The sequence below is a fragment of the Streptosporangium sp. NBC_01469 genome (genome assembly GCF_036227305.1).
Classification (GTDB): domain Bacteria; phylum Actinomycetota; class Actinomycetes; order Streptosporangiales; family Streptosporangiaceae; genus Streptosporangium.
Genome location: NZ_CP109465.1, coordinates 2647558 through 2673101, shown reverse-complemented (window position 1 = coordinate 2673101; position 25544 = coordinate 2647558). Strand labels below are relative to the sequence as shown.

Below are 25544 nucleotides of genomic sequence, written 5' to 3'. Positions count from 1 at the left end.
TCCCCATCAACCGTCCGGTGGATTCCGAAAACGCCGCCCGCCGATGATCCTCAAGACATGACAGTCATCGAGATCGACGGCCTGAGTAAGAGCTACGGGGGCGGCAAGGCGGTGGACGGCGTCTCCCTGAGGGTGGAGCAAGGCGAGATCTTCGGCATCGCCGGTCCCAACGGAGCGGGGAAGACCACGATCGTGGAGTGCGCGTCGGGGTCGCGGCGGCGAGACGGCGGCACCCTGCGGGTGCTGGGCCTGGACCCGTGGGACGATCGGCGCGAGCTGCTGCAGCGCATCGGTGTCCAGCTGCAGGAGGCCGCCCTGCCCGATGCGATCAAGGTCGGTGAGGCGCTGCGGATGTACGCCTCCTTCTACGACAGGCCCGCCGACTGGCGGAGGCTCATGGACGAGTGGGGGCTGGCGGACAAGAGGAGCGCCGGATTCGCGAGCCTGTCCGGCGGCTGGAAACAGCGGCTGTTCATCGCGCTGGCCCTGGTCGGCAACCCGGAGGTCGTCTTCCTCGACGAGCTGACCACGGGCCTGGACCCCGCTGCCCGCCGGATGACCTGGGGCCTGATCCGCGACATGCGCGAGCGCGGAATCACCGTCGTGCTGGTCACCCATTTCATGGACGAGGCCGAGGCGTTGTGCGACCGCATCGCGATCATCGACCGGGGCCGTGTCGTCGCCGAGGGCAGCCCGCGCGAGCTGATCGCGAAGGGGCGGGCCGATTCTCTGGAGAACGCGTACTTCGCACTGACCGGAAGGGAAACGGCATGAAAGGCATCACGCGCGTCATCGCGGTCGAGCTCAAACTGATCGTGCGCGATCCGATGTCGGGGTTCTTCGCCCTGGCCTTCCCGGCGATCATGCTGTGGGTCAAGACGCGTACCGGCAAAACCCTTCCCGGCGGACTGCCGGTCATCGACGCCACGGTGCCGATGCTGAGCGTCTTCGTCATCGGCCTGGCCGGGCTGGTCGTCCTCCCGGCCACGCTGGCCCAGTACCGGGAACGCCGGATCCTCAAGCGGCTGCGCGCCACTCCCGCCTCGCCCGCGATGCTGTTCGGGGCCCAGTGGGCCGCTCACACGCTGCTGGCCGCGATCGGTACGGTGCTGCTGATCGCCATCGGGCTGGCCGCCCTCGGGCTGTCGGTGCCGGCCGACGTCGCGGGCTTTCTCCTGGCGTGGGCACTCGGCGCGCTGAGCCTTGGCGCCATCGGCCTCCTCATCGGCGCGCTCGTCCCCAGCGGCCGCACCGCGACCGTGATCGGGCTGAGCGTGTTCTTCCCGATGGTCTTCCTCTCCGGTGCCATGATCCCCCGCGAGACCATGTCCGGCTCGATGCGCGCCATCGGCGACCTGACCCCGATGGCCCCCGTGGTCGAGGCGATCCGCGACGCCTGGGAGGGCAACGCGATCTCCCCGGTCACCCTGGGAGTCATGGTGGCGATCTCCGTCGTCATCAGCGGCGTCGCCGTCAGGGCGTTCCGATGGTGACCGCCGCCGACCTCGACACCTCACGCTGGGATCGTGCCCGGCCCGCCCTTCCTTACCTTTTCATCCTGCTTCCGGCGGTCTTCGCCCTGCTGCGGGACTGGAGGCCGGAGGTGCTGGCCCTGGCGGTGCTCGCCGGAGCCTGGCACTGGTTCATGGTGACCTCGCACCCCACCTGGATCGAGCGGCCGGTGGCGATGGTCGTCTACTTCGTCGTGATGCTCGCCGTCATCGGGACGCTGGCCGGAATCGACGCGCTGTTCACGGTGACCGGCGTGGGAGCGTTCGTCCAGGCCTTCACCCTGCTGCCCGGGTGGTGGGCGTACGCGGGTGTGGCCGCGACGGCCGGCGTGCTGGTCGCCGTTCCCCCTCGGCCTGGCCGGACCCCGGGCGAGACGCTCTACGCCTTCCTCGCCGCGACGTTGATCGCCTCCGCGATCGGCCTGCTGACCCGGACCGTCTCCGACCAGAACGACCAGCGCAGGGCGATGATCGTTCAGTTGCGGAAGACCGGCGCCGAGCTGGCCGCGCTCGCGGAGGAGAACGCGAACCTGCAGGCCCGGCTCCTGGCCAGCGCCCGTGAGGCCGGTGTGCTCGGGGAGCGGCAGCGGATGGCCAGGGAGATCCACGACACCATCGCGCAGGGCCTGACCGGCATCCTCACCCAGTTGGAGGCGGCCGACGACGCGATCGACGACATACCCGCCGTCCGCTCGCGACTGAACACGGTGCGCACCCTGGCCAGGGAGAGCCTGAACGAGGCCCGGCGATCGGTTCAGGGGTTGCGTCCGGCGCCGCTGGACGAGGCCCAGCTCGCCACCGCCCTGCACGACGTCGCGGCGAAATGGTCGCGGACCACCGGCAAACCCGTCTCCGTGTCGGTCACCGGCGACCCCCGGCCGCTGCACGCGGAGGTGGAGACCACCTTGCTGCGGGTGGCGCAGGAGGCGCTGGCCAACGTTTCCAAACACGCCGCCTCGGCCACCCGGGTCGGTCTTACCCTGTCGTACATGGATGATGTCGTGGTGCTGGACGTGCGCGACGACGGATGTGGCTTCACCCTCGGGGCGGCGGACTCCTCGGACGCGAGCGGCTTCGGCCTCATCGCGATGCGTCAGCGGGTCACCCGGCTGGCCGGTGAGTTCGTGATCGAGACGGCCCCCGGCCAGGGAACGGGGATCTCCGCCACCGTTTCCGCCATCCCCGCCGACGCGGATCCTGGATCGTCCGGCCACCGCGAAAGCGCGGGGTGAGACATGCCGATTCGTATGATCATCGTCGACGACCACCCCGTCGTCCGTGACGGACTGCGCGGCATCTTCACCGGCGACGATGCCTTCGAGGTCGTCGGTGAGGCGGCCGACGGGCCGGAGGCGCTCGCCGTCGCGCTGCGGACCAGCCCCGATGTCGTGCTCATGGACCTGCGCATGCCGAAGATGAGCGGCGCGGAGGTCATCCGCCGGCTACGCGAGCAGACGCCCGGCATCCACGTGCTGGTCCTGACCACCTTCGACAACGACGCCGATGTCCTGCCCGCGATCGAGCAGGGCGCCACCGGCTACCTGCTCAAGGACACTCCGCGCGCCGACCTGCGCCGCGCCGTACAGGCGGCGGCCCGCGGTGAGACGGTCCTGTCCCCCTCCGTGGCCGGCGTGCTGGCGCACCGGGTGCGCACGCCGGAGCAGCGGACGCTGAGCCGCCGGGAGATCGAGGTGCTCGGCCTCATCGCCCGTGGCGCGACCAATCGCGAGGTGGCCGCGAAACTGTTCATCACCGAGGCGACGGTGAAGACGCATCTGCTGCACGTCTTCGCCAAACTCGGCGTCAACGACCGGGCAGCCGCGGTCGCGGCGGCCTACGAGACCGGCCTGCTCAAACCGGCCGCCAACGGCTGATTCACGAGCACCGGAAACCTCGCCCCCTGACCGGCCACCAGGGCTCTTCCCCCAGCGCGGCAGCGCTCAAAGGGCCGACGAGGGAACGGGGATGAACGCGGTCATCGCCCCGCCCTCTCGCGCTCCTACCGGCCTCCGAGGAGGACCTTCGAGAAGGATCGGCACCACCTACGAGCCCCCGGCTCGCCCAAGGCGATCATCCTAGAACCGGATGCCCCGCCGGAGGCGTGTCCTCGGTGAAGGCGTCGAGGTCGGCCGGGTGCCGTGCTAGCGTCGCGGCTCGTGCTGGAGAACGTATATGTGGGTAGCGCGGACGTGGACGCGGCCTGTGACCGTGGTTGGCTGCTCGGGCACTTCAAGCCGGCCGGCGATGTCCGGCACAGCGACGGCGTCGAGATCAAGTGGGGCGTGCACCCGCAGCGCGACGAGCGCGCGCAATGGGTCACCGGTGAGAAACGTACGGCGCTGCTCATGTTGATCAGTGGCCGTTTTCGGGTGGAACTGCCAGGACGTAGCGTGCTGCTGGCCAAGCGAGGCGAGTACGTCGTGTGGGGTCACGGCGTCGATCACTCCTGGTACGCCGAGGAGGAATCGGTGGTGCTCACGGTCCGCTGGCCATCGGTCCCGGGCTACGCGGTTCCTGAGCGGGAACCCGAACAACCGTACCTTGACCTTGGTCGAGGAGAGCCCCGCGACCTTCAGGGGTAACGGGAATCTCCTCTGCTCCCGCCGCCTTCCGTCACCGGGCCCGCGCGCGAAAACGAGGTGAGATCGTCGGGGCCCGCCCGGTAGTCTCACCCCAACACGCAGGGGCTGAGCATGTGGTGAGCTCACTCGGTTGTAACCCGGACGCTTCGGCTGTGGCGGTTCGACTCCGTCCTCCTGCACCTGCACCTGCACCTGCACCGCTGAGGCTCGTCGGCACGCCGGAGAGCACCGCGGAGGGGAGCCCGCGCATGAGATCAGCGTCTTGAAAGGTGAAGATCCGGCAAAACGGGACGGCCGGTCAGGGTTCCGGCTCCCCTCGCCGTGGACGGATACCCGCGGGCCGGGGCGGATAACTCCACGGCTGTAGGGCAGAGAGGCGCGCATGGTGAACCCCTTGGACATCGCGCTGGTCTTCCTGCTCGTCGCCGTCGCAGGCCTCGTCGTCCGCTACTGCATGCGGCAAAGTCGTTGAAGCAGCGACGCCCCCACCCCGGGAGGGGGCCAGGGGCGCCGCGCGATCGCTACAGGTGTTGCCCGTCGGGCGAGGGCGTCGCCCTCCCCCGGGTGATGTGCAGGTCGACGACGCGGCCGTCAGGGTCGATGAGGATGTGCCGGCCAGGCACAAGGGCCTGATGGTCCGATCATGCTCGTACCGCGCCTCGCGCTTCACGGCCTTGGCGTGGTGGGGCTACCCGGCGGGAAATGGGCTGGTGACCGCCCACAGGAGCCTGCGAAGAGCCGCCGGGTCGCCTGCGGTGACGACGCTCCCGTCGGACACGAAGGCGTCGAGGGTGGCCGGGTCACCGAGCAGGGCGTTCAGCGTCCTGGGGTCCGTGCGAAGGGAGGCGTCCGCCGCGGCCGGCTCGCCGGGCCGGATGTCGATCCGGCCGGACGCCGACCGGATGGTCCACACACGGTCGTCGAGTTCGAGGCGGTAGGTGGTCGCCGGCGCGGCTGGGTCGGGGCGCGCGGAGGCGCGCAGGAAGAGCAGGACCGAGGTGGCGCCGAGTGTGGTCGGCTCGGGCGGCAGCGGGACGCGGATGCCCCAGCCGCCCAGGGCGAGCACGATCGGCTCCAGCTCCCGCCCCCAGTCGGTCAGCTCGTACACCCAGGAACCGGCCGGGGCCGCGAGCCTGCGGCGGCGGAGCACTCCACGGCCTTCGAGCTCGCGGAGCCTGTCGGCGACCAGGTTCGAGCTCGCTCCGGACAGGGCGCGGCGCAGGTCGGAGAACCGCTCCGGCCCGAGGAGCAGCTCGCGCACGACCAGCAGCGCCCATCGTTCCCCCACGACATCGAGGGCGCGGGCGATCCCGCAGGCGTCCCCGTAGCTACGGCTCGTCGGCATGGCGGGCTCCCTCCACATTCTGGTTCGAAAATACAACTCTATGGTTGTTTTAAACAACTCGATTGTGTACGGTCCCGGATGTCCGGCCAGATCGGAGAGGGAACACCATGGGACAGCCAGTTGTGCACTTCGAGGTCATCGGGACCGACCCGGCGAGGCTCCGCGGCTACTACGGCGAGCTGTTCGGGTGGGAGTTCGACACCGGCGGACCGGTCGCGCCGGCGGTGTCCCGGCAGGGCGACTACGGCTTCACCGACACCGGCGCGACCGGCGACGGGGCCGGGATCCCGGGCGGCGTCGGCGGAGGACCGGGCCACGACAGCCACGTCATCTTCTACGTCGGCGTCCCCGACGTCGAGGCCGCGCTAAGGAAGGCGGAGAGCCTCGGGGGGATCCGCCGGATGGGCCCCGAGCGGGCCCCGGGCAGGGATCTCGCGGTCGGCCACTTCACCGACCCCGAGGGCAACCTGATCGGCCTCGCCGGTCCGGCCTAGCCTCGACACCTGACGAGACAACAACGACGAGCACGGGTTGCCCCAGCGCACGCTCATCGGCATGAGCGAACGTGGTGGCTCCCCCTCGGACGTACGGTCACGGACAATAGGGCAGGGGAGCCGGCTCCCCTGCCCTGTGGGAGGTACGGCCCTGTGGGAGGTACGGCCCTGTGGGAGGTACGGCCCTGTGGGAGGTACGGCCACACCACGCACGTGATTCCGTCCACATCGTCTCGCCATAGACGCGCGGTTCAAGAAGCCCGGCCGCCTCCGGGGGAGTTTCGCCTTGAGACGGTTCGGCATGCTGATGTTGAGCGCGGTCAGTGTGGTGAGTATGCCGTCTTCATGGCCTTCCTCGGCTTCGCGGACCGCGTTCCCCTGGAAGGTGGACGGTCAGTTGCTGTAGATCCGGGTCGGGTCAAGCAGGACGACCGTGCGACGTTGCTCGGCCATGGTCCGGTCGTACTCGTCCCAGTCATCGTGGCTACCTCCGGCCGCGGTGAACACCTCACGCAGCAGCAGTCGCAGGCGCTCACCATCGATGTCGGAGACCGGATCGTCCGGCCCTACAAGCCTGATCGTGCCCTCGATGGTGGCCCAGTCCCAGCCGGACCGAACCGTTACGGTCGCCCGGGGGCGCGCCCGCAGGTTGGTCAGCTTCACCCTCCCGTAGGTGACGAACCCGAGCACCGGAACGCCGGTGAGCGGGTGGGGCAACAGGCCCGCGTTGACCAGCGACGCCTGGATCGTGCCGTCCGCCCGCAGTGTCGAGACGACGACCAGGCCGCGTTCCTTCGCCGCCAGCGCGGCGAACTTGTCCAGCGTTGTCATACTCCCCCTGTCCCTCACCGACGACCGTAGTGGACGACCTCTCCGAACGAGCGGCGATCCGGTGTGACGACGAAGCGCGACGGGATGAGAGGTGGCGCTCAGGCATGACCTTCCTCCATCGGTTCGATTTACAGACTCATGCTCTGCGCTACTGTGGCAGGGTGAGTCTGGATAACGAACCAACAAATCTGGGAGCGCCCCGGGACTGCCCCATCGCCAACGCGCTCGAGGTCGTGGGCGAACGCTGGACCCTGCTCGTGCTTCGCGAGCTGGGCTTCGGCGTCCACCGGTTCAAAGACATCCAGACCAACACCGGCGCACCCCGCGAGACCCTCACGCTGCGTCTGCGCAAGCTCGAAGACGCCGGGCTCATCGAGCGCCGTCGATACTCAGAGCACCCGCCCCGCGACGAGTACCTGCTCACCCCCGCCGGCAAGGACATCGCACCCGTCCTCCGCTCCCTGCGACACTGGGGCGAACGCCACGCGCCCCTGTTGCTCCGAACGTCCTGAAACGGCGCCTCCCCCCGGCCCCGCCCACACGGCCGCCGGGATCCACCTGAGACCAGGACCGACGGGAGACAACGACGTCCTGCTCATCGTCGTACTCACCGGCATAGGCGGCGCCCGGCCGTCGAGTCGGCACGCTCAGGAACCAGGGACGAAGGGGACGTTCTCGGGTGCGGCCTTGCGGGCCGCGAGGATCGCGGCGGCCATGTCGCCGACCGGCAGGCGCAGCGGCGGCGCGTCGAGTTCCGCGGCGTCGGCGATGGCGCGGGCGACCTGCTCCGGGGTGAGGGAGCGGCTGCCGTTCATGCTGTCGGTGGCCAGCGCGGTGTAGGGGTCGTCGGGCAGCCGGTAGATCAGCGGGGCGTCGAGCGCACCCGAGCTCACCGTGCCCGGCTCCAGCAGGGTGGCGTGGATCCCGAACGGGCTGGTCTCGATGGTCAGCGCCTCGACCAGCGCCTCAAGGGCCCACTTGCTGGCCGAGTAGGCGGCGTTCCCAGAAAAGACGACGCGGCCCACCACGCTGGACACGAACAGTAACCGCCCGGCCCGGCGCTCGCGCATCTGCGGCAGCAGGGCTTGCGCGACCCGGATCGCGCCGGAGGTGTTCTGCGCGAACAGCCGCTCGATCTCGGCCACCGGACTCGCCTCGACCGCGCCCAGGAAGATCACGCCCGCATTGGACACCAGCACGTCGACCTCGCCGGCGGCCGCGACCGCATCGTCGACGGCGGCCTGGTCGGTGACGTCGAGGCGTAGCCGCTGCGCCACATCGAGGTCTTCGAGCGTGCGGGGATCGCGGGCGGTGGCGATGACGCGGTAACCGCGGGCAGCGAACTCGGCGGCGGTGGCCCGGCCGATGCCCTTGGAGGCCCCGGTGATCAGTACGGACGTCATGGAGTGCTCCTGTCAGTACGAAAATCGAACTCACTTGACGTCGGCCACGCTAGCGACCGTGAGTCCGAAAAGCGAATCCACTCGGACCGGCGGCCCCCACCTCTGCGGGATCGCCGACGCGTCAGGCGTCGTGGGTAACCGCTGAGCTTTGTTTGTTGGGAAGAAGAGCCTGGTTCGTCGGCGAGTACGGCTTGGGTGACGGCGAGGAAGGCCAGGGCGAGCATGGCCAGGGTGACGTATCGATACCAGGCAGGGTGGAGGCGGACCCGGGAGCCTGATGGCACACCACTGGTGTCCGGGCTATGGGGGGGAACCTCAAAGCCACGTCAGGCAAGTACGCTGACCGCGATCGCCCTCGACGGTGAAGGAGCCGCCAATGACCACCGACCCGACGATGACCCGGATCGGTCAGGGGGTGGAGTTGCATCACCACCGAGGTCAGCGTGAAGCCGCTCGCGACTTGTTCGCGCAGATCTGGGACGACATCGGCGGCGAGCAAGGCGACCCGTTGCATGTTTGTGTCCTTGCCCATTCGATGGCCGACGTGCAGGACGACGTGCACCAGGAGCTCATGTGGGATCTGCGAGCGCTCGCCGCCGCCGATCTGGTCACCGATGAGCGGGTGGGCCAAGCCGGGGTGCCACTTTCAGTGGCCGGCTTGTATCCGTCGTTGCACCTCAATGTGAGCGATTGCTATCGCAAGCTGGGCGATCTCGGCCGCGCCCGTGAGCACCTCCAGCAGGCGCGAGCCGAGATCGGCGCACTTGGCGACGACGAGTACGGGCGGCTCATCAAGGGTGGCCTGGAGCGGCTGACCGAACAGTTGGATGACGCCATCTGACTGCGCCCCGGCGAATTCTCCGCACCAGCTGTTGATCTTCTTCGTGGATGCTTTGAGCCGGGGTGCCCTCAGGTCAGGAGGCCCAGGGTCTCGGGCGTTTCCCAGACTGTCAGCCGCCGCACTGACACGCCTGAAGCCCCCGAACACCGGTGAGGCAAGTACGCCCTCACCTCACTTCTCTGAACTGGCGATAGCCCGGACGAACGGGCGGGAGGGAAGATCGTGATTCTCTCGGCTCGTCTCGGAACCAGGAACTACTGTCGCGAACATGGTCGAACACGATGCCCTCAGCGCCACCCTCGAGGCTTACGACGCTGCCGCCTCCACCTATGCGCAGCTGTTCCGCGGCGAGCTGCGTGACAGGCCCCTGGACCGCGCGATCTTGGGTGCCTTCGCCGAGGTCGTAAGTGCGAGTGGGGACGGTCAGGTCGCGGACCTGGGGTGTGGGCCTGGCCATATCACCGCTCATCTGGACGAGCTGGGGCTGGCGGCGTTCGGTGTCGATGCCTCTCCCGCGATGATCGAGTTTGCTCGACAGGCCTATCCGGGCCTGCGGTTCGACGTGGGCTCGATGGCCGCGCTGAACATCGCTGACGGCGTGCTGGGCGGCGTACTCTCACGTTGGTCCATCATCCACACTCCGCCGCAGGAACTCCCCGTCATCCTGGCGGAGTTCCATCGTGTGCTGGCACCCGGCGGCCACCTTCTGGTCGGCTTTTCGGCAAGCGCTGATCCGTCTCACCCGACGCAGGTCTTCGATCACGCAGTCGCGCCGGCCTATCGGTGGTGGCCTGATCACCTCGCCGCGATGCTGCGCAAGTCCGGGTTGGTCGAGGTGGCCCGGATGGTTCGCGAGCCTCAGCCCACCGACCGGCGGCAGTTCCAGGAGGTTCAACTGCTCGCCCGCAAAGCCTGGGCAGGGGCTGCCTGACCGAACACACGACCGCGTCCAACCTGCCGCACGGGGAGCCGTCCGGGCGTCGACTCGTGATCAGGGCTCACCGCCCGTTCGAGCTCCGATCTGGTCGAACGAGTGGACTCCGAGGAACACCTTCGGTGACCTGCGCCCCTGGCGGGCATCGAGCCGAGCGATCTTCTCTGCTGCCCCAGCGAGGCTGACCCCGTAGCCCTGCTCAAGGGCTTGTGCTGTCAGCGAATCCCTCGGGCGAGAAGGTCCTTCACAGCCTGAGATGCCTTTGCGGGGGATCCGGCGTCGAACGGCGGTTGCGGGTCGTACTCAATCGCAAGCTGGATCGCCTCGGCGGTGGTCTGATCGGTGATGTGTGCTGTCAGTGCGAGCGCCATGTCTATGCCGGAAGAAACTCCGGCAGCGGTCACGATCTTTCCCTGAAACACCACACGCTCGGCCGTATAGGTGACCCCGAACGACTCCAACACATCGATCGCCGCCCAATGGGTCGTCGCTGAGAGTCCTGTCAACAGTCCGGCGGCTCCCAGCAGCAACGACCCCGTGCATACAGAAGTCGTCCAGACGCTTCCCCGGTGCATTCGCCGGATCCAATCGAGAAGTTTGTCATCCTGCAACAGTCCCCGCGTTCCCGGACCCCCGGGAACCAGCAATACGTCACAGGAATCGATGTCATCGAACGTCGCATCGGCGGTGATGGCCAGCGACTTGGGGACGTCCCGCACCGGTCCGGACTCGGTGGCCGCGAACACGACCTCGGCACCCGGCAAGAACTTGAGCACCTCATACGGGCCAACCGCGTCAAGGGCGGTGAACCGGTCGAACAGTGGTATGACGATACGCACAGCGACTCCCTTACCGAATTGCGGTGAATGGTGACCAGGCTATGACGAGCTCACCAATCCCTGTCGCTCTCAGGGACCGCGTGACGCATACGCACGCACCCCGCCCGCTGGATCTTCCCGTCGCCGTCGTCCGACCATCCGGGGAACGGGCCGGGGCCGGGGCGCCAAGGTGGAGCGCCCCACCGGACGAACGACCTTGGCGCCCCGGCCCCGGTCTGCTCGACTTGTCCTGGGGCGACGGCGACGGCGACGGCGACGGCGACGGGAAGATCCGGCCCCTAGCCAACTACAGCCTCAACCCTGCTCCTGGCGATCATCCCGGAGCTTGAGGCCCCTGCCGGAGGCTGCTTAAACAGAACTCTGCTCAGGAGGGGAGCGGCGTGGGAGAGCAATATTGCCGCCGAGTGTTCATGCCCCGCCACGGCGTACAGGGCTTTGAGCGGGGTCTCGTTGGCACGGTCGGCCGGTTACCAGTTGTCCCAGCCTTCGTAGCCGTACCAACGGTCCTTCAAATAGCGGTAGCGGTCGTCGATGGTCTCGACTGGCTCGCCGGAGGGCAGCCAGAGGAAGCCCTTGTTGTCGTGCAGGAACCAGTCCTGGGCGCTGAACTCCGCGCTGCCGGGCACCATTTCTCTAGTATCGATATCCAAGTGCTGCCCTCCGTCGCACACGTAGTACAGGCCCACCCATTGGCAGGGCTCTTCGCGGTCAGGATTTTCAGCCACGGCTTTGGCGTAAGCCTCCATGCTGGGTGCGGAGATCGTGAAGCGTATCCAGAACGGCGCGTCGGTTATGAGGGCGAGCATGACGCCGCCCGCGATGAACCACGGGATGATCCAGCGGCGGCTGCGTGAGCCTTCCAAGGTTCCCTTGCGCTCGGCCCACACCATTCGAACGGCCCAGTAAGCGAGCAGCAACCCACCAACGGGGATCGTGAACAAGAACATCTCGATCCCGTACCAGTACGGGTAGCTGGCCCATATCAAGACGACGGCTGTCGCAGCTGAAAAAACGACCATGAAGGGCAACCCGGGCGGCTTGCTGATCACGGCGTCACCTTAGCGCCCATCCCAGCGACACTGGGCAGTTGGAGCGACTGGCCTTGGGCGGCGGCGGTGCGGCGCTGGGTCGGCGGCTTCGCGGTGTACGGCGGGGCGGGCCTACGGCGATGCCCCGCGCGGCGCCCGCGCCGCGACCGGCCCCCAGGCCGCAGCGCGGGGCGGGGACGCTGGCGCGGGGCGTACGGCGGCGCGGCGCGCCGCCGCTTGATACCCATAAGAACAATTCGGCAGTGATTGGGACTAGACATTGTGATGCGACTCCGCGCTAGTACTTCAGTCGTAGTCGGAGCAGGTCGCATACCAGTCGCCAGTCACATGATCGAATGAGGACGCACCGAGCTCCTCCATGCGCCCATTCGGCACATGAGCGAATCCGCATTTGATGAGCATTCCACCCGCATTGGCGACACCAAGCTGCGTGATCCCCTTCCAGCGCTGTGCCGTATCGATGGTGAACAGGCCGACACGCTCCTGCCCGAATGACGAACACTCCTGTTCAGGTAGCGACTGCGCGTAGCTGTTGAGAGCGGATTCGGAGATTAGGAAAGCTGCCCGCATCGGAAGCATGGAGTTCGCCAGGGTGAGTGTGAGGACCCCGATGAGTGGCGTCGCAACAATCCATGGGCTGCGCCTGTAGCTGCTGCCCCGTGTCATGAGGAGCGAGATCCATATGAGGCTGGACAAGAGCCATGCGGGGATGACGAAGAGAGCCAGGAGATAGTTACCGCCGGGGTAAGCCGCAGCGAAGAGCGTCAGGACGGCGCTCACGGTAACGGGGCCAAGGATAAGGACCAATCGCCACCATTGGCTTCTGCGGAGTACCTGATGCTGGAGATCCACGGCTGAGGGGGTGGCCATGCGAAGGACCCTAGCTCGGTGGACAGGATCATGCCCAGGATGCTTGCCGTGTAAGTCACCCGGATCGGGATGCCTGTCAGTATGACCAGCGATCATGCATGCTTTCGCAGTGATTCGACGACATGTTCTCGGGTTTTGATCAGGTGAAACCCGTCGTGCTGGCGTATGGCTGGTGGATGATCCTGACGCATGGCGTCGAGGACGCGGATCGCGAATGCCTCGGATGCGAGTGATGAGACCTCGTCCGCGGTGACCCAGCGGAAGGCGCGGGCTTCGTCGGTTTCGGTGAGGTGGCCGCTGATGACCTTGCAGCGGAAGACCAGGGCGACGATGCCGCGTGTCATGTTCTTGTAGACGCCGGTGAGGGTGACGGGCTCGACGTGCAGGCCGGTCTCTTCGTGGATCTCTCGGAGTAGGCCGGTGGTGATGTCCTCGTCGCGTTCGAGGACTCCGCCGGGTGCTTCCCAGTGGTTGTTGTCCCTGCGCTGGGTGAGGAGTGCGCGGCCTTGGTCGTCGATGATCACGCCTGCCACGCTGACGGAGTGCTGCGGGTGGTGGTGATCCATCGGATGTCCTCCGGGGCTGCTGATCGCTATTCTCAAGCTGCGGTACACGTATGTACGAGTTGAGGAGTTGGTCGTGGCCGAGCTGCCGTTGCCGGATCTGGATCCGACCAGCGATCGGGCTGTCTTTCGGCAGATCGCCGACCACATCAGGCACGCGATTGAGCAGGGCGTTCTTGCCGAAGGTGACAAGGTGCCCTCGGAAGCTCAGCTCATGCAACATTACGGCGTCGCGCGGATGACCATCCGCAACGCGCTCCAGGTCCTCCAGAGTGAGGGCCTGACCGTGGCCGAGCACGGACGTGGTGTCTTCGTTCGCTCGCATCCTCCGGTGCGGCGGCTGGCCTCCGATCGGTTCGCCCGTCGTCATCGAGAGCGGGGCAAAGCGGCGTTCATCGCGGAGACGGAAGGGGCCGGCGGCAAACCGTCCGTCGACTCGATCGAGATCACCGAAGAGCGGGCGTCGGCGGAGGTGGCCGAGAAGCTTGGGATCTCTTCGGAGGATCACGTGATTCGGCGCTCGCGCCGGTATTTGATCAACGGTCAGCCGGTGGAGACGGCTGTGTCGTACATCCCGGCGGAGATCGCGCGGGATACGCAGATCGCGCAGCCGGACAGTGGTCCGGGAGGGATCTACGCCCGGCTGGAGGAGTTGGGGTTCCGGCTGGATCGCTTCGTGGAGGAGATCCGTTCGCGGATGCCGCTGCGTGATGAGGTACGGGCGCTCAAGCTGGCGCCTGGTGTTCCGGTGTTTCACCTGGTCCGTGTGGCTTATGCCATCGATGGTCGCGCTGTGGAGGTGTGCGACACGGTGATGTCCAGCGATGCCTATGTGCTCTCGTACGAGTTGCCTGCGCGGTAGGACTTGACGTACTCCTCTAGAGGAGTCATAAATGTCTTACGCACTACTCCTCTAGTCGAGCAGACGTCTATTGGAGGCTGGTCGATTAAGCGTGAGGCATTGAGCTGAGGAGGTCGCACGGCGTGACGGAGCAACCATGCATCTCATGCGGCGGCAAAGGGTGGAAGTACGTCAGCCAGCGACGCGGCCTGATCGGCGGCCTACCAGGGGCGGCGCTGGCTTTCATCCGCGTCCGGGATGACTGTTCACTGTGTCAGGGACAGAAGGTCAATCCGGCGTCGCTGATGCGGGCCGGCGCATGAGCCCCTCACTACCTGCGGGACGGCTGATCCTCGGCGACATCTGTTCCCCGGCGAGGGCAGCGGAGTCCTTGAAAGCGGAGTTGAAGCACTGCGGCATTGACGCCGATGTCAACGATGGTTACGGGCTGGCCGTGGTGTCGATCTGGACGGGATTGACCGTCTGGTCCGATGGCCTGACCTTCTGGTGGCGTACGGGAGGCTGGGATGCCAGGCGCGGACGGGCGGTGTATGCCTGGCATGCGGCGGAGGAACTCGAACGCGTCGCGCGGCGGGTGGCGCTCCGCTACGCCGACCTACAAAAAACTCATCCGCTGCCCACCACGAGGGCGGGGGCTCATCATGCTGACCCTGTCTGACGAGTGCCTCGGAATCAGTCCGCATGTGCTTCTGGCTCAACGTGATCATGTGCGCCTTGAGTAGCGGAAGCCAAACGGGGTTTTGGGGCGGGCGCAACCAGAGTCTTGGACGTGTGGGTGTCGAGCCACGATCTACGAACTCCGCGTCGGCGCTGGGCAGGGGTTCATCAGGCGAACCGTTCGACGCGATGGTGATCACCAGATCGATGACACCCGTCCGTGGAGGATCACCGAAGCTCGGGCCGTCTGGTCGGCGTTGCTGGCCGGGCGGGCTCGATAGACGAGTGTGGTGGTGCGGTGACTGGTTGCGGAGGGCACCGGAGGTCTCGCACCGCCACACTCCTCACCTGCAAGAGAGTGCTCGCTTTGCAAGTCGGAAGTCATCTCTACCAGCACGCCAGCCAGGACCGGGACAAGGTCATCACCAAGGCACTCGGGCAGGCGTTCAAGCGGGCACGGGCAGGCGGGCGCGAGAAGCCATCGGGCACGCAACGGGCACGGAAGATCATAAAGTTCCCCTGAACGACGAAAGGCCAGGTCAACCGATATCGGTTGACCTGGCCTTTCACATGCGAGCCGACGAGGGGAATCGAACCCCTGACCTACAGTTTACAAGACTGTTGCTCTGCCGATTGAGCTACGTCGGCACGGTCGCCAGACGAGTGTAGTCGGCTTACTCCCTGTACGTCACCGAGGTATGCCCCGCCGATTGCGAACTGTTAGGAACGGCGGTGGCGGGCGACCTCGTAGAGGGCGATGCCCGCGGCGACCCCGGCGTTGAGGGACTCGGCCGCGGCGTGCATCGGGATGCGGACGACCAGGTCACACGACTCGCGGACCAGGCGGGACAGGCCCTTGCCCTCGGAACCCACGATGACGACCAGCGGGCCGTCGAGGAGGTTCGCCTCTCCGATGTCGACCGTGCCCTCACCGTCCAGGCCGATCACGAACAGGCCCGCCTCGCGGTACTCCCGCAGGGTGGCGGTGAGGTTGGCGGCGCGGGCGACCGGCAGGGTGGCCAGCGTGCCCGCCGAGGTCTTCCAAGCCCCGCCCGTGACCCCCGCCGAGCGGCGGGAGGGGATGACCAGGCCGTGGGCGCCGAAGGCGGTGGCCGAGCGGGCGATGGCACCCAGGTTGCGGGGATCGGTGACGCTGTCGAGAGCGACGATCAGCGGGACCTCCGCAGCCTCCTGGGCGATGCGGACCAGGTCCTCGGGGTGGGCGTAGTCGTACGCCGGGATCTGCAGGGCGATGCCCTGGTGGATCCCGCCCTCGGTGAGGCGGTCAAGCTTGTCCCTGCCGACCTCCAGCATCGCGATGCCGCGGTCGGCGGCCATGCGGACCGACTCCTTGACCCGGTCGTCGTTGTCGATGCGCAGGGCCACATAGAGCGTGCTGGCCGGAACCCCGGCCCGCAGCGCCTCGACGACGGGGTTGCGCCCGCCGATGTGCTCGGGCGCGTCGTCGCTCCGCCGGGTGCGGACCGGGGTGCGCGGGGAGGGAGACCTGCCGGTCTTCTCCTCGCGGTCGATCCGCTCGGTGCGCGACTTGTCCTTGTGCCAGTGCCGCAGATGCGCCGGCGGGGTGGCCCCCCTGCCCTCCAGGCCACGACGGACGTTGCCGCCCGTGCCCTTGGTCGGACTCTTCTTCTTCGCGGGTCGCCCGGACCCCTTACCCCCACCAGCCATGGTTTATAGAGTACGGCCTGGTTTCACCGCGAGAGTTCCCAGCGTGGTCCCTGGGGGGTGTCCTCGACGTGGATGCCCGCGTGGGAAAGCTGGTCACGGATGCCGTCGGCCGCCGAGAAGTCCTTGCGCGCCCGCGCCGCCTGCCGCTGCTCCAGCGCGACGGCGACCAGCGCGTCGACGGTCGCCCGCATGCCGGTCTCGCCGCCGGAGGAGCGCCACTGCTCCGAGCGCGGGTCGAGGCCGAGGACGTCGAGCATGTTCTGCGTCTCGGCGAGCAGCCTGGCGACCTGCTCCTTGTTGCCCTGGGCCAGCGCGACGTTGCCCTCGCGGACCACCTCGTGCACCACGGCGAGCGCCTGGGGGGTGCCCAGGTCGTCGTCGAGGGCGTCGGAGAACGCCTGGGGAAGCGGCGCGTGCGCGTCGACGTCGTGGATGACCTCGGCCGCACGGGTGACGAAGCCCTCGATGCGCTGATAGGCCACGGCGGCCTCGAACAGCGCCTCCTCCGAGTATTCGATCGCGGAGCGGTAGTGCGGGGCCGCCAGGTAGTAGCGGAGCTCGACCGGGCGGACCTTCTTGGTCACCTCGGGGACCAGCAGGGAGTTGCCGAGCGACTTGCTCATCTTCTCCGCGCCGATCTTGAGCATGCCGTTGTGCATCCAGTAGCGGGCGAAGCCGTCGCCCGCCGCCTGGGACTGGGTCAGCTCGTTCTCGTGGTGCGGGAAGATCAGGTCGACGCCGCCGCCGTGGATGTCGAAGGTGGCCCCGAGATACTTGGTCGCCATGGCGGAGCACTCCAGGTGCCAGCCGGGGCGGCCCCGGCCCCACGGGGTCGGCCAGGTCGGCTCGCCGGGCTTCTCACCCTTCCAGAGCGCGAAGTCGCGCGGGTCGCGCTTGCAGGAGTCGGTCTCGGTGTCGCCCGCGGCCCGCATGTTCTGGAGCTTCTGGTTGGACAGCGAGCCGTACCGGTCGGCGTAGGACATGACGTCGAAGTAGACGTCGCCGCCGGAGGCGTAGGCGTGACCGGCGGCGATCAGCCGGTCCATCAGCTCGATCATCTCGGGCACGTGGCCGGTGGCCCGGGGCTCGACGGTCGGGGGCAGGCAGCCCAGCACCTCGTAGGCCCAGGTGAAGGCCCTCTGGTTGCGCTCGGCGACGGCGAACCACGGCACACTCTCGGCTGCGGCGACCCTAATGATCTTGTCGTCGATGTCGGTGACGTTGCGGCAGAAGGTCACCTCGTAGCCAGACCTGATCATCCAGCGGCGGAGCACGTCGAAGTTGACGCCCGAGCGGATGTGCCCGATGTGCGGGGGAGCCTGCACGGTGGCACCACACAGGTAGATCGAGGCCCGGCCGGGTTCGACCGGGACGAATTCGCGGACGGTGCGTACGCTGGTGTCGTATAGCTGCAGGCTCACGAAGGCAAGGCTAATGCCTCACCTCGCCTCACAAACCGAGTTGCGGGACGTTGAAGACACTCAGCAGAGTGTTTTATGACCATTAGCGGCGAATGTCGCCCAACTAGTCCGACGAAACGACGCCGTGATAGACCACGCGGCCGGGGGCGATCCTGACGATCATCCTCTCCACCTGGGGATTCTCCTCGACCCAGCCCTCCCCTCGGTATTTGTACGACATCTCCTGAATGAGCGCCCCGTCGGGATCGTCGGTCAGGGTGACCGTCCCCCGCACCTCGGCGTAGCGGTACGGGTCGGCGGGGTCGAACACCACGATGGTCGTACGCGGGTCTCGCGCGAAGTTGACACTCTTGCGCCTGCCCTTGACGGTCGAGAACACGATGTCGTCCCCGTCCGTCTTCGCCCAGACGACGCTCGCCTGCGGGCTCCCGTCGTCGTTGAGACTCGTCACGGTGGCGAAGTTCGCGGCGTCGAACATCTCGCGTACGGGATCGGACAGTTTTGCCATCTCTTCGCCTCGATCGATCTCTGTCGCTCTCGGAAAACTTCCCCGATCATGCTAGATGCCGATTCTGTAGGCTCAAAGGGCCATGGACGTCAAATCCCCCGGGGCGGCAGGCTCGATCTCCCGCCCGTCCCCGCCCCCGCCCCTGACCATCGCCGCCACCGAGCCGAGCCGGGTGGCCGTCGCCCTGCGCCGCGCCGGGATCGCCGTCACCGGAGTCGGCGTGGCCGCCCTCACCGCCGCGGCCTGCGTGCTCTCCTTCGAGGACCTGCGCGCCCTCGCCATCGCGGGCAGGGCGCCCGCCGGCCTCGCGTACCTCTACCCCGCCGCCTTCGACGCCCTGCTCGTCATCGCGATGATCGGCGTCCTGCTGCTGCGGGGCGGATGGTGGCCGGTACGGCTGCAGGCGGGCGTGGTCCTGACGCTGCTGTTCGCCGGCGCGGCCACCGCCGAGGTGTCCACCGCCATGCGGATGACGGTGGACGAGGGACGCGCGGCCGTCGTGGTCGCCGTCGCCCCCTGGGTGATGCTGGTCCTGGCCCTGTGGCTCTGGCTCCTGTTGATCAAACACGCCGCCGCCCGGAGGTCCGCGACCGACGCGGCCCTGTCCGGCCCGTCGTCCGAGCGCGACATCGTGCCGTTCCCCGAGGCGAGCCTGGCGGCCACGGAGCGTCCCGGCGCGCCCGACCCCGGAGAGCGGTGGCAGGGACAGGCCCCGCCGGCCCACCCCGAACCCGCCCGTCCCGGTCACGGAGACCACTCGGGCCACCCGGGGCAGCTGGTGCACCACCCGGCGGCCGAGATCATGCTCGACCCGCATGCCGCGCCTCCCCTGGAGGCCGTCCCGCACCACGACCTCCCGGTGGGCGAGCCGGTGATCGGTCCCACCGCGGCACCGGAGACGCCGGAGGTCACCGACATCCCGCAGGACCCGCCGCCGCCCCCGCGGGGACCGGCCACTCCCCGGCCCGGCAAGCCGATGCGCTGGGGCGACCTGGTCAGACCCCGCCAGGGCGATCTGCTCGTCCACCCGCCCCGTCCCGCCGTACGGGCACCGCGTGAGGAGCCCGATCCGGAGAGCGGGAGCGGCGGGGACGGCGGGGGCAGGGTCAGCGAGCGGGTGGAGACCTGGGACAGCGACGCCGGCCTTCCGCGGGAGCGGACGGCCGAGACGGGCAAGGCGGATGAGTCCGGTACGACCGGGGAGGGCCCGCGCACCACGGCCCGGCGCGGCACGGCCAGGAGCACCGCGAAGGCCAGGAACACGAGGGAGGCCGGGAGCGCGGCGGCGGGTGGAGGCGACGTGGACGAGGTGAGCGAGCGCGACGCCGACACCCAGCCGATCCTCGCCGTGAAGGACCGCCCGGCGAGTGCCCCGCCCGGGACCGCCAAGGAGAGGACCGCGAGGAAATCCACGGAGAGGGCCGCGAGGACGACCAAGGGGACGAACCCGGAGACAACCGCGGAAACGGCCGTGGAGGCGCCTGTGGCGGCACGAGGGACGCGTACAGCGGGCAGGAAGGCCGGAGGGTCCCCCGACCCCGCGCACGGCGCCGAGGCCGCGGAGACCGGGGAGGAGGCCACGGCGCGGTCGTACGACGACGAGGACGGCACCGCGGCACCGCCCTCCGGGCGGATGCGCAGCACGCCCGTACCGCCGGGCGAGTGAGAGACGGTGGTGAGCCTGAGCCGGGAACCGGGCGTGTGAGGGGCGAAGGCGAGCGAAAGCCGGGAACCTGACGGGTGAAAGAAGCGAGCGAGCGAAAGCCAGGAACCTGACGGGTGAGAGAAACGAGCGAGCGGAGGCCCGAAACCGGGCGGTGCGCCACTTCTTCGGGGTGGCTCCGCTCGCGGCGCCGGAATCGGTCCGGGTGCTACCGCCGTGTTCAGGTCCCGCCGCCCGGCTGCCCTCTCCGGTCTCCGGGCGACGGGGCCTGAACCTCACCTTTCTGGTGGAACCCGGGCGGGACCGAACGACGGTCTTTCGCCGGAACCGCCGTTCGCCACCCGGTGTTGGACCGGCCCGCAGCTATTCGCTCACACATGTGTGAGCGGCGCCCCGCTGCGGACCGGCGATTTGCTCACCTCCGGGCCCGGGTACAGGAGTGGCCGGAAGCCGGTTCGGCGCGCTGCCGAACCGGCCCGGAACGGCCGAGACCCGCTCGGCATGCCAGATGGAACCGAGCGGGTCTTCTCCTGGAGCACGGTGACATCGTGCGCGTCACCGCGAGCACCTCCGGACCGGAGGGGGTCCAGTCGAGCCTTCGACGAGGTCACCGGGGTGGTTCACCCGGGTGCTCGCTAGACCCTGGAACGCTTGAGACCGGCGACCAGGCCGACACCGACGATGGCCAGGCCCACCTGCATGACGAGCTCGATCCAGTCGATGCCGTCCGTGGTGGCGACGCCGAGGACCTGCGCGATGGCGGTACCGATAAGCGCGGCGACGATGCCGACGACGACGGTCAGGATCAGTCCGATCGCCTGCTTACCGGGAAGCAGGAGACGGCCGAGGGCGCCGATGACCGCGCCGATGACGATTGCCCCAAGAATGGACGCGATAGTCATTTCAACCTCCCAGTGAGCGTGAGACCTTCACTCTCACAAGGAGGTGGCTACCCCCTAGGTCACGGATATTCCTACGGGCGGTAAAAAATCCGTCAGTGCGTCTTTCTCGCCTGCATCTGGACGACGAGGAGCACCCCCAGCACCGCGAGCGCCAGCTGGATGATGTGCTCCCACCAGTTGACCCCTCGCGGGTGGGTCAGACCGAGCGCTCCGGCGATGGCGGTGCCGATGAGCGCGGCGACGATGCCGACAATGAGCGTCAGGCCGATGCTGATGTTCTGGCGCCCCGGAAGGATGAGACGCGCCAGGGCACCGATGATGGCGCCGATGATGATTGCGGAGACAATCGAGACGATCATGTCCGGCTCCCCCTGTTACGAGACACGGTCACCAAGGGGTTACCCAGCGCATTCACTGATCACGCTAAAAAGGGGTGGCCCGTACCGCGCCAGGAAACGGGCCACCGCCTCGATAGGGATCGACGAGCATTCCGCGCCGCCCGCCGGAACGTTTTCCACGTTCCGTATAGAAGACGTCCGACACCCTCTACAGGTTCACCACGATCGCGGTCGCGACGGCGGCGACACCTTCGCCGCGGCCGGTGAGGCCCAGCCCGTCGGTCGTGGTGGCGCTGACGCTCACGGGAGCGCCCACGGCGGCACTGAGAACCTTCTCGGCCTCGACGCGCCGGGGGGCGAGCTTGGGGTGGTTACCGATCACCTGGACGGCCACGTTGCCGATCTCGAAGCCCGCGGCGCGCACCTTGCGGGCGGTCTCCTCCAGCAGGGCGGCACCCGAGGCGCCGGCCCACCGGGGGTCGGCCGTGCCGAACAGGCCGCCGAGGTCACCGAGACCCGCCGCGGACAGCAGCGCGTCACAGGCGGCGTGGGCCGCGGCGTCACCGTCGGAGTGACCGGCCAGACCGGTCTCGCCTGGCCAGTGCAGGCCCGCGAGGTGAAGCTCGCGACCAGAAGCGAACGGGTGGACGTCGACTCCGACGCCCACCCGTGGAAATGTCTTGTTCAGGAGTTGAGAACCTCGTCCAGCAGGGCCTCGGCCTTGTCCTCGTTGGTCTTCTCCGCGAGCGCGAGCTCGCTGACGAGGATCTGCCTGGCCTTCGCCAGCATTCGCTTCTCTCCTGCGGAGAGTCCGCGCTCCCTGTCTCGCCGCCACAGGTCGCGAACGACCTCGGCAACCTTGTTGACGTCGCCGGACGCCAGCTTCTCAAGGTTCGCCTTGTAGCGTCGGGACCAGTTCGTGGGCTCTTCGGTGTGAGGCATTCGAAGCACGTCGAAAACGCGCTCAAGGCCCTCTTGTCCGACGACATCGCGAACACCCACGAGTTCTGCGTTGTCTGCCGGCACCTGGACGGTAAGGTCGCCCTTGTCGACCTTAAGAACCAGGTAGGTCCTTTCCTCACCCTTGATGGTTCGGGTCGTGATCGCCTCGATCCGAGCAGCCCCGTGGTGGGGGTAGACGACAGTGTCGCCGACCTGGAAAGTCATGTGACAAGTACCCCTTCCGCTGTACTCAAGAGTACCACGTATCCACAGCCTCCCGGAACAGTGAAATCACCATAACTGCAGGTCAAAGCCGCATCTTATGGCTTGACAAGTGCCCAAGTGTGTGAATCAGAGGGGCAAAAAGCACTTATGACCTGCGTTCCTCGCCTTCGGATGATGAGGCGGGTCGGCGGGAAAGGACGGGGCGGGTCGGCGGGAAACCCGGTAAACGTCGCCGATAGGGTTGCCCTTGCCCTATCTCACGCGTGACAAGGAGAACTCGCACCGTGACCCGCAACATCCGCCACCGGGCGATCGTCGCCGCGGCGTTCCTCGCAGCCGCTCCGGCCCTGGCCGGCTGCGGTGCCGGATCCGACGCGATCACCAACAAGCCCTACTCGCCGACCGAGGCCCTCACGGTCAAGGCGAAGGGCATCGACATCTCCCAGGCCTTCTTCCTGGGTCCCGACTCCGGCGCCACGCTGCCGACGGGGGCGACCACCCCGCTCTACCTGTCGCTGATCAACACCAACGCGGGCTCCGACCAGCTCGTCGGTCTCGGCGTCGACCCCGCCCTCGGTACGGCGAAGGTGAGCGCGCCCGTGACGCTCCCCCAGAACCAGCGGGTGAGCGTCGGCAAGCCGACCCCCACCGTCCTGATCGAGGGGCTGAAGAAGCCGCTCAGGGGCGGCGAGGGCGTCAAGGTGCAGCTGCAGTTCGCCAACGCCGGGATCGTGCAGCTCACGATCCCGGTGATCACCCGCAGCCGCGAGTTCACCGCCTATCCGCAGGCTCCCGGCGCCTCCGCGGCCCCCACGCCGTCGCCCACCCCCTCGGCCACCACCGGGGACGAGCACTCCGCCGGCCACTGAGGCCACCGCCCCGGACCCGGTGACGGCCTCCGGACACGCCGAGGGGCCGTACGGCGCGGGCACGCCGTACGGCCCCTCGGATCGTCCGAAGGCGAGCGATCCCCGAAGGCGGGCGATCCCCGGAGGCGGGCGTCGTCGGAGAGGGAACGTCGCCCCGGAGGTGAGTGATCACCTGGAGGCGGGCGTCGTCGAAGTGGACGTCGCCCCTGGGAGCGGGCGATCGCCTGGAGACGGACGGGGAGGCTCAGATCTCCGCGGGGTCGAACTTGTAGCCCAGGCCCCGGACCGTGAGGATGCAGCGCGGGTTGGACGGGTCGGACTCGACCTTGGCCCGCAGCCGCTTGACGTGCACGTCCAGGGTCTTGGTGTCGCCCACGTAGTCGGCGCCCCAGACCCGGTCGATCAGCTGGCCCCGGGTGAGCACCCGCCCGGCGTTGCGCAGCAGCACCTCCAGCAGCTCGAACTCCTTCAGGGGCAGCTGCACCGCCTCACCGCGTACGGCGACGATGTGGCGGTCGACGTCCATCCGGACGGGACCGGCGGCCAGCACCGCCGACTCCAGCTCCTCCACGTCGCCCTGGCGGCGCAGCACCGCGCGGATGCGGGCCACCAGCTCCCTGGAGGAGAAGGGCTTGGTGACGTAGTCGTCGGCGCCGAGCTCGAGCCCGACGACCTTGTCGATCTCGCTGTCCTTGGCGGTGAGCATGATGACGGGCACGTTGGAGCGCTGGCGGAGTGAGCGGCAGACCTCGGTACCCGGCAGGCCGGGAAGCATCAGGTCGAGCAACACCAGGTCGGCGCCGTTGCGGTCGAACGTTTCCAGCGCCTCCGGCCCGGTGGCGGCCACGGCCACCTCGAAGCCTTCCTTGCGCAGCATGTATGACAGAGCGTCGGAGAACGATTCCTCGTCCTCGACAACGAGCACGCGAGTCACTGCGCGGCCTCCAGGGGGATCGTGGTTGTGACTGGTTCCGTGACCGCCATGCCGCCGAAGGCGGGCAGGCGGAGGGTGAATGTGGAACCGGAACCTTCCTTGCTCCACACCGTGACCGCCCCGTTGTGGGAGGCGGCCACGTGCTTGACGATGGCCAGGCCGAGGCCCGTGCCACCGGTCGCCCGCGAGCGGGCGGCGTCGACGCGGAAGAACCGCTCGAAGATCCGCTCCTGTGCGCTCTCGGGGATGCCGATCCCCTGGTCGCTCACGCTGATCTCGACGGATTCGGTGTTGGGACCCGCCGCGCGTGCGCTGACCACGACCCGGGTGTGCTCGGGGCTGTAGGCGACCGCGTTGTCGATGAGGTTGCGCAGGGCGGTGACGAGGAGCTCGTCGTCGCCCCATATCCGCAGGCCCTCGACCCCGCCGGCGACGAGGGTGATGTCCTTGGCCGCCGCGGTGGTGTTGCAGCGGTCGATGGCCTCGTGAACCGCCTCGTCGATCAGGACCGGGCCCGGGGTGGGAATGGGCTCGGCGCCCTGGATGCGGGAGAGGGTGATGAGGTCCTGGACGAGATAGGTGAGCCGGGCCGCCTCGTGCTGCATGCGCCCGGCGAAGCGGGTGACCGCCTCGGGGTCGTCGGCGGCGTCCTGGATGGTCTCGGCCAGCAGCGACAGCGCGCCCACCGGCGTCTTGAGCTCGTGGCTCACGTTGGCCACGAAGTCACGGCGCACCGCCTCGACGCGGCGGTGCTCGGTCTGGTCCTCGGCGAGGACGAGCACCTGGCCGTAGGAGCCGAGCGGGGCGACCCGCACCGCGAAGTTGGTCGACTCCTGGCCGAACTTGTGGCCGGCCACCTCGATCTCGCTCTCGCGGATCTCGCCGTCCCTGCGCACCTTCCTGGCCAGCGCGAGCAACTCGGCCGCCATCAGGTGATCTCCCTTGACCAGGCCGAAGGCGCGTGCCGCCGAGCTGGCCCGCAGCACGCGATCCTCCTTGTCGAGCACGACCGCCGAGGACGGCAGCACGGCCAGCACCGACGCGACCCCCTGCGGCAGTGCGCCTGGCTCGACGCCGTCCACCGGTGTCATCGCTCTCCGCTGTCCCTGGTTCTGGCGGACGACCATCACGGCCAGCGCTCCCACGACGAAACCGGCCAGTGCGGCCAGGCTCGCCATCAGCTCACTCACGTGGTCCTCCCGTAGGCTTCACGTCCTCGATGGTAGGTGGGGGTTTTCACGTTGGGGACGGCCAAGGGCGCATGACCAAGGC

General features: G+C 68.2%; 29 protein-coding genes and 2 tRNA genes. 14 read left to right on the top strand and 17 right to left on the bottom strand.

Annotated features, from left to right (window positions below):
- Nucleotides 1-57 precede the first annotated feature (57 nt).
- The 6 genes from OG587_RS12270 to OG587_RS12245 all read left to right on the top strand — a co-directional run bounded on the left by OG587_RS12270 (nucleotide 58) and on the right by OG587_RS12245 (nucleotide 4272).
- The gene (locus OG587_RS12270) at nucleotides 58-774 is read left to right on the top strand and encodes an ABC transporter ATP-binding protein (protein ID WP_329089809.1); all 717 of its coding nucleotides are present in this window, start codon (nucleotides 58-60) and stop codon (nucleotides 772-774) included.
- Nucleotides 771-1493 carry an ABC transporter permease gene (locus tag OG587_RS12265; RefSeq protein WP_329089807.1) on the top strand — a complete coding sequence of 241 codons (723 nt, stop codon included), beginning with the start codon at nucleotides 771-773 and terminating at the stop codon, nucleotides 1491-1493. Before OG587_RS12270 ends, OG587_RS12265 begins: the two co-directional genes overlap by 4 nt.
- The gene (locus OG587_RS12260) at nucleotides 1487-2743 is read left to right on the top strand and encodes a sensor histidine kinase (protein WP_329089806.1); all 1257 of its coding nucleotides are present in this window, start codon (nucleotides 1487-1489) and stop codon (nucleotides 2741-2743) included. The genes OG587_RS12265 and OG587_RS12260 overlap by 7 nt, the downstream gene beginning before the upstream one ends.
- Before the next feature lie 3 nt (nucleotides 2744-2746).
- Nucleotides 2747-3385 carry a response regulator transcription factor gene (locus OG587_RS12255; protein ID WP_329089803.1) on the top strand — a complete coding sequence of 213 codons (639 nt, stop codon included), beginning with the start codon at nucleotides 2747-2749 and terminating at the stop codon, nucleotides 3383-3385.
- A gap of 282 nt (nucleotides 3386-3667) precedes the next feature.
- Nucleotides 3668-4093, top strand: coding sequence for a signal peptidase I (locus tag OG587_RS12250; RefSeq protein ID WP_329089801.1), 426 nt, complete (start codon nucleotides 3668-3670; stop codon nucleotides 4091-4093).
- A 98-nt stretch (nucleotides 4094-4191) separates the two neighbouring features.
- Nucleotides 4192-4272 (top strand) — tRNA-Tyr (locus OG587_RS12245).
- 509 nt (nucleotides 4273-4781) lie between these two features.
- On the opposite strand, the gene OG587_RS12240 is transcribed toward OG587_RS12245, so the two are convergent.
- Nucleotides 4782-5438: a winged helix-turn-helix transcriptional regulator gene (locus OG587_RS12240; protein ID WP_329089799.1), complete on the bottom strand. Its 657-nt coding sequence runs from the start codon at nucleotides 5436-5438 to the stop codon at nucleotides 4782-4784.
- A gap of 107 nt (nucleotides 5439-5545) precedes the next feature.
- Here OG587_RS12240 and OG587_RS12235 point away from each other — a divergent pair, with 107 nt between their 5' ends.
- The gene (locus tag OG587_RS12235) at nucleotides 5546-5932 is read left to right on the top strand and encodes a VOC family protein (protein ID WP_329089797.1); all 387 of its coding nucleotides are present in this window, start codon (nucleotides 5546-5548) and stop codon (nucleotides 5930-5932) included.
- Between the two features lie 393 nt (nucleotides 5933-6325).
- On the opposite strand, the gene OG587_RS12230 is transcribed toward OG587_RS12235, so the two are convergent.
- Nucleotides 6326-6763, bottom strand: coding sequence for a TIGR03618 family F420-dependent PPOX class oxidoreductase (locus OG587_RS12230; protein WP_329089795.1), 438 nt, complete (start codon nucleotides 6761-6763; stop codon nucleotides 6326-6328).
- Between the two features lie 161 nt (nucleotides 6764-6924).
- On the opposite strand from OG587_RS12230, the gene OG587_RS12225 reads away from it, so the two are divergent.
- Nucleotides 6925-7275 carry a winged helix-turn-helix transcriptional regulator gene (locus tag OG587_RS12225; protein WP_329089794.1) on the top strand — a complete coding sequence of 117 codons (351 nt, stop codon included), beginning with the start codon at nucleotides 6925-6927 and terminating at the stop codon, nucleotides 7273-7275.
- 135 nt (nucleotides 7276-7410) lie between these two features.
- Here OG587_RS12225 and OG587_RS12220 read toward each other — a convergent pair whose 3' ends face one another.
- On the bottom strand, nucleotides 7411-8166 hold the full coding sequence (locus tag OG587_RS12220) for an SDR family oxidoreductase (protein WP_329089792.1): 756 nt from the start codon (nucleotides 8164-8166) through the stop codon (nucleotides 7411-7413).
- A 376-nt stretch (nucleotides 8167-8542) separates the two neighbouring features.
- On the opposite strand from OG587_RS12220, the gene OG587_RS12215 reads away from it, so the two are divergent.
- Together OG587_RS12215 and OG587_RS12210 are read left to right on the top strand one after the other, a co-directional pair.
- A complete protein-coding gene (locus OG587_RS12215; RefSeq protein WP_329089790.1) occupies nucleotides 8543-9007 on the top strand; it encodes a hypothetical protein in 465 nt (154 codons plus the stop codon).
- 268 nt (nucleotides 9008-9275) lie between these two features.
- A complete protein-coding gene (locus OG587_RS12210) occupies nucleotides 9276-9938 on the top strand; it encodes a class I SAM-dependent methyltransferase (RefSeq protein WP_329089789.1) in 663 nt (220 codons plus the stop codon).
- Nucleotides 9939-10156: 218 nt separating this feature from the next.
- Here the strand turns inward: OG587_RS12210 and OG587_RS12205 are convergent, their stop codons facing one another.
- The 4 genes from OG587_RS12205 to OG587_RS12190 form a co-directional block, all read right to left on the bottom strand.
- Nucleotides 10157-10780 (bottom strand): DJ-1/PfpI family protein, encoded by a 624-nt coding sequence (locus tag OG587_RS12205; protein ID WP_329089787.1) that lies wholly within the window; start codon nucleotides 10778-10780, stop codon nucleotides 10157-10159.
- A gap of 467 nt (nucleotides 10781-11247) precedes the next feature.
- Entirely contained in the window at nucleotides 11248-11829 is a 582-nt protein-coding gene (locus OG587_RS12200) for a hypothetical protein (RefSeq protein ID WP_329089786.1), read from the bottom strand.
- Between the two features lie 285 nt (nucleotides 11830-12114).
- A complete protein-coding gene (locus OG587_RS12195; RefSeq protein WP_329089784.1) occupies nucleotides 12115-12609 on the bottom strand; it encodes a hypothetical protein in 495 nt (164 codons plus the stop codon).
- Between the two features lie 182 nt (nucleotides 12610-12791).
- Nucleotides 12792-13265 (bottom strand): NUDIX hydrolase, encoded by a 474-nt coding sequence (locus OG587_RS12190; protein ID WP_329089783.1) that lies wholly within the window; start codon nucleotides 13263-13265, stop codon nucleotides 12792-12794.
- A gap of 73 nt (nucleotides 13266-13338) precedes the next feature.
- On the opposite strand from OG587_RS12190, the gene OG587_RS12185 reads away from it, so the two are divergent.
- On the top strand, nucleotides 13339-14124 hold the full coding sequence (locus tag OG587_RS12185; RefSeq protein ID WP_329089781.1) for a GntR family transcriptional regulator: 786 nt from the start codon (nucleotides 13339-13341) through the stop codon (nucleotides 14122-14124).
- Between the two features lie 370 nt (nucleotides 14125-14494).
- On the top strand, nucleotides 14495-14782 hold the full coding sequence (locus OG587_RS12180) for a hypothetical protein (RefSeq protein ID WP_329089779.1): 288 nt from the start codon (nucleotides 14495-14497) through the stop codon (nucleotides 14780-14782).
- A gap of 574 nt (nucleotides 14783-15356) precedes the next feature.
- On the opposite strand, the gene OG587_RS12175 is transcribed toward OG587_RS12180, so the two are convergent.
- The 4 genes from OG587_RS12175 to OG587_RS12160 form a co-directional block, all read right to left on the bottom strand.
- Nucleotides 15357-15429: transfer RNA gene (locus tag OG587_RS12175), tRNA-Thr, on the bottom strand.
- Nucleotides 15430-15501: 72 nt separating this feature from the next.
- Complete coding sequence (gene rlmB, locus OG587_RS12170; RefSeq protein WP_329089776.1) at nucleotides 15502-16470, bottom strand: 23S rRNA (guanosine(2251)-2'-O)-methyltransferase RlmB; 969 nt, start codon at nucleotides 16468-16470, stop codon at nucleotides 15502-15504.
- 23 nt (nucleotides 16471-16493) lie between these two features.
- The gene (cysS, locus tag OG587_RS12165) at nucleotides 16494-17891 is read right to left on the bottom strand and encodes a cysteine--tRNA ligase (RefSeq protein WP_329089774.1); all 1398 of its coding nucleotides are present in this window, start codon (nucleotides 17889-17891) and stop codon (nucleotides 16494-16496) included.
- A gap of 103 nt (nucleotides 17892-17994) precedes the next feature.
- A complete protein-coding gene (locus tag OG587_RS12160; RefSeq protein WP_329089772.1) occupies nucleotides 17995-18399 on the bottom strand; it encodes a PPOX class F420-dependent oxidoreductase in 405 nt (134 codons plus the stop codon).
- Nucleotides 18400-18481: 82 nt separating this feature from the next.
- Here OG587_RS12160 and OG587_RS12155 point away from each other — a divergent pair, with 82 nt between their 5' ends.
- Complete coding sequence (locus tag OG587_RS12155) at nucleotides 18482-20065, top strand: hypothetical protein (protein ID WP_329089770.1); 1584 nt, start codon at nucleotides 18482-18484, stop codon at nucleotides 20063-20065.
- 632 nt (nucleotides 20066-20697) lie between these two features.
- Here the strand turns inward: OG587_RS12155 and OG587_RS12150 are convergent.
- The 4 genes from OG587_RS12150 to OG587_RS12135 form a co-directional block, all read right to left on the bottom strand.
- A complete protein-coding gene (locus OG587_RS12150; protein ID WP_329089768.1) occupies nucleotides 20698-20964 on the bottom strand; it encodes a GlsB/YeaQ/YmgE family stress response membrane protein in 267 nt (88 codons plus the stop codon).
- A gap of 92 nt (nucleotides 20965-21056) precedes the next feature.
- The gene (locus tag OG587_RS12145) at nucleotides 21057-21323 is read right to left on the bottom strand and encodes a GlsB/YeaQ/YmgE family stress response membrane protein (RefSeq protein ID WP_329089766.1); all 267 of its coding nucleotides are present in this window, start codon (nucleotides 21321-21323) and stop codon (nucleotides 21057-21059) included.
- A 187-nt stretch (nucleotides 21324-21510) separates the two neighbouring features.
- Complete coding sequence (gene ispF, locus OG587_RS12140) at nucleotides 21511-21969, bottom strand: 2-C-methyl-D-erythritol 2,4-cyclodiphosphate synthase (RefSeq protein ID WP_329089764.1); 459 nt, start codon at nucleotides 21967-21969, stop codon at nucleotides 21511-21513.
- A gap of 17 nt (nucleotides 21970-21986) precedes the next feature.
- Nucleotides 21987-22469 carry a CarD family transcriptional regulator gene (locus tag OG587_RS12135; RefSeq protein WP_030924410.1) on the bottom strand — a complete coding sequence of 161 codons (483 nt, stop codon included), beginning with the start codon at nucleotides 22467-22469 and terminating at the stop codon, nucleotides 21987-21989.
- 284 nt (nucleotides 22470-22753) lie between these two features.
- On the opposite strand from OG587_RS12135, the gene OG587_RS12130 reads away from it, so the two are divergent.
- The gene (locus OG587_RS12130) at nucleotides 22754-23338 is read left to right on the top strand and encodes a copper chaperone PCu(A)C (protein ID WP_329089759.1); all 585 of its coding nucleotides are present in this window, start codon (nucleotides 22754-22756) and stop codon (nucleotides 23336-23338) included.
- Between the two features lie 244 nt (nucleotides 23339-23582).
- Here the strand turns inward: OG587_RS12130 and OG587_RS12125 are convergent, their stop codons facing one another.
- Nucleotides 23583-24272: a response regulator transcription factor gene (locus tag OG587_RS12125; RefSeq protein WP_329089757.1), complete on the bottom strand. Its 690-nt coding sequence runs from the start codon at nucleotides 24270-24272 to the stop codon at nucleotides 23583-23585.
- Entirely contained in the window at nucleotides 24269-25450 is a 1182-nt protein-coding gene (locus OG587_RS12120) for a sensor histidine kinase (RefSeq protein WP_329093824.1), read from the bottom strand. Before OG587_RS12120 ends, OG587_RS12125 begins: the two co-directional genes overlap by 4 nt.
- Between the last annotated feature and the right edge of the window lie 94 nt (nucleotides 25451-25544).